4 protein-coding genes are annotated in these 2,443 nt (G+C 66.9%); 2 read left to right on the top strand and 2 right to left on the bottom strand.

All coding sequences use genetic code 11. From position 1 onward, the window contains the following. Positions 1–11: 11 nt before the first annotated feature. Both greA and ACWGI8_RS43090 read right to left on the bottom strand, forming a co-directional pair. Positions 12–509: a transcription elongation factor GreA gene (greA, locus tag ACWGI8_RS43085; protein ID WP_453668936.1), complete on the bottom strand. Its 498-nt coding sequence runs from the start codon at positions 507–509 to the stop codon at positions 12–14. 169 nt (positions 510–678) lie between these two features. Next, positions 679–1,095 carry a DUF4307 domain-containing protein gene (locus ACWGI8_RS43090; protein WP_453668938.1) on the bottom strand — a complete coding sequence of 139 codons (417 nt, stop codon included), beginning with the start codon at positions 1,093–1,095 and terminating at the stop codon, positions 679–681. Between the two features lie 97 nt (positions 1,096–1,192). Here ACWGI8_RS43090 and mca point away from each other — a divergent pair, with 97 nt between their 5' ends. Together mca and ACWGI8_RS43100 are read left to right on the top strand one after the other, a co-directional pair. Beyond that, complete coding sequence (mca, locus tag ACWGI8_RS43095) at positions 1,193–2,074, top strand: mycothiol conjugate amidase Mca (protein ID WP_453668939.1); 882 nt, start codon at positions 1,193–1,195, stop codon at positions 2,072–2,074. Further along, a complete protein-coding gene (locus tag ACWGI8_RS43100) occupies positions 2,067–2,303 on the top strand; it encodes a hypothetical protein (RefSeq protein WP_453668941.1) in 237 nt (78 codons plus the stop codon). The genes mca and ACWGI8_RS43100 overlap by 8 nt, the downstream gene beginning before the upstream one ends. Positions 2,304–2,443: the final 140 nt, after the last annotated feature.

The raw sequence follows: 2,443 nt of genomic DNA on the forward strand, positions 1-2,443 counted from the left end.
GCTGAGGGCGGTCAGCCCTGGTAGGGCTTGGCCTCGATGATCTTGACCATGGCCGTCTTGCCGTTCGGCAGCTCGTACTCGGCCTCTTCGCCGACCTTCTTGCCGTTGACGCCCGCGCCGAGCGGGGACTGCGGCGAGTACGTCGAGATGTCCTCCGACGCGTACTCGCGGGAGGCGAGCAGGAAGGTCTCGGTGTCGCTCTCGTCGCCGTCGAAGGCGACGGTCACGACCATGCCGGGGGCCACCATGCCGTTGTCCGCCGGGGCCTCGCCGACCTTCGCCTTCTCCAGGAGCTGGGTCAGCTGGCGCACACGGAGCTCCTGCTTGCCCTGCTCCTCCTTGGCCGCGTGGTACCCGCCGTTCTCCCGCAGGTCGCCCTCCTCGCGGGCTGCCTCGATCTTCTTGGCGATCTCGACGCGCGCGGGACCAGACAGGTACTCCAGCTCGGCCTTGAGCTGGTTGTACGCCTCCTGGGTGAGCCAGGTGACGTTCTCGCTGGTCTGGGTCACAGGTGCTCCTCGTAGGTACTGGGGATACAAAGCATCGCCCTACCCAGAAGGATGTGCCTTCACGAGTGGGCGAAACCACGAGCCTAACAATTGGTGCGGGAAAGGGGGAGGACCAAAAGCCCTTAAAAATGCGTCAACGCAGGTCAGCCCTGATGGGGCGGGGAAAACATCAGCCCTTCGGCCCGCTGTCCGCGGTACAGCCCACCAGCTCGGCACTGGTCGCTTTCGCCGTCGTACGCACCGTGACGACCTCGTCGATACGGCTCTCGCGCGCGTCGAAACGCACGTCCCGCCGGCCGACCTCGCTGCCGTCCTCCGCGCGCGATCGCAGCGTGCAGTAGCCCTGGGCGCCCTTGTCCTTGCGGACCTCGAGATGGACCTGGACCTCGTCGTCCGCGGAGACGTCGAACTTGATGACCTCGGCGCTGATCCGCTGCCCGCTGACGTAGTCGTAGCCGAACCAGCCGATCATGCCGAGCAGGCCCACGCCGAGCACCGCGCCAACGATCTTGAGCTTGCGGTCCGCGCGCTCGTCCGCCGAGCGGCCGTAACGGTCACGGGGAAGTCCCTCGCGTGCCGCGGTCATGATCGTCCTCTCACAGTCCGGGATCCCGGAATTTTCGGTCCCCCGATTCCGTCACTATAGAAGCTGTCCCGAGCGACAAATGACTGAGGATCGAGTCTTGACTGATCAGCTGCGACTGATGGCCGTTCACGCCCACCCCGACGACGAGTCGAGCAAGGGCGCGGCCACGATGGCCAAGTATGTGTCCGAGGGGGTGGACGTGCTGGTCGTGACCTGCACGGGGGGCGAGCGCGGCTCCATCCTCAACCCGAAGCTCCAGGGCGACAAATACATCGAGGAGAACATCCACGAGGTACGCCGCAAGGAGATGGACGAGGCCCGGGAGATCCTGGGCGTGAAGCAGGAGTGGCTCGGCTTCGTCGACTCCGGCCTGCCCGAGGGCGACCCGCTTCCCCCGCTCCCGGAGGGCTGCTTCGCCCTGGAGGACGTAGACAAGGCGGCGGGCGAGCTGGTGCGGCAGATCCGCTCCTTCCGCCCCCAGGTCGTCACGACGTACGACGAGAACGGCGGGTACCCGCACCCGGACCACATCATGACCCACAAGATCTCGATGGTGGCCTTCGAGGGCGCGGCCGACGCCGAGAAGTACCCGGAGTCCGAGTTCGGTCCGGCCTGGCAGCCCCTGAAGCTCTACTACAACCAGGGCTTCAACCGCCCGCGCACCGTGGCGCTCCACGAGGCGCTGCTCTCCCGTGGCCTGGAGTCCCCGTACGGCGAGTGGCTGGAGCGCTGGAAGGAGTTCGAGCGCGTCGAGCGGACCCTGACCACGCATGTTCCGTGCGCCGACTTCTTCGAGACCCGCGACAAGGCCCTGATCGCCCACGCGACCCAGATCGACCCGGACGGCGGCTGGTTCCGCGTGCCGATGGAGATCCAGAAGGAGGTCTGGCCGACCGAGGAGTACGAGCTCGCCAGGTCCCTGGTCGACACTTCCCTCCCCGAGGACGACCTCTTCGCGGGCGTCCGGAACAATGACTGACATGAGCGCTAGCGCAAACCTCGCAGTGTCGCACCTCGTCCCGCTCGCCAAAGAGCTCGACGTGAACAAGGTGACCCCGGGCGTCCTCGGGTTCATCGTCTTCGCCGCCATGGCCGCCGGTGTGTGGCTGCTGATGAAGTCGATGAACCGCCACATGGTCAAGGTGAACTTCGAGGAAGCACCGAAGGGCGGCGCTGCCGCGTCCGCCAAGGACGCTCAGCGCGAGTAGCCGGCGCGACTAGCCGGGGCGAGTAATCGGCGCGAGTAGCCGGCGCGAGCAGCCAGGGCGAGTAGTCAGCGCGCGAAGCGGCACCGCGAGGAACTCGCGGCCGTGCGCCGGGGCTGGTGCCCACACGCGTGTCCAGCGTG

It is taken from the genome of Streptomyces sp. NPDC054841 (assembly GCF_053611045.1).

Coding starts and splice junctions, on each gene's coding strand:
- ACWGI8_RS43090 (WP_453668938.1), bottom strand. CDS start 1,095: ATGACCGCGGCACGCGAGGGACTTCCCCGTGACCGTTACGGCCGCTCG.
- ACWGI8_RS43100 (WP_453668941.1), top strand. CDS start 2,067: ATGACTGACATGAGCGCTAGCGCAAACCTCGCAGTGTCGCACCTCGTC.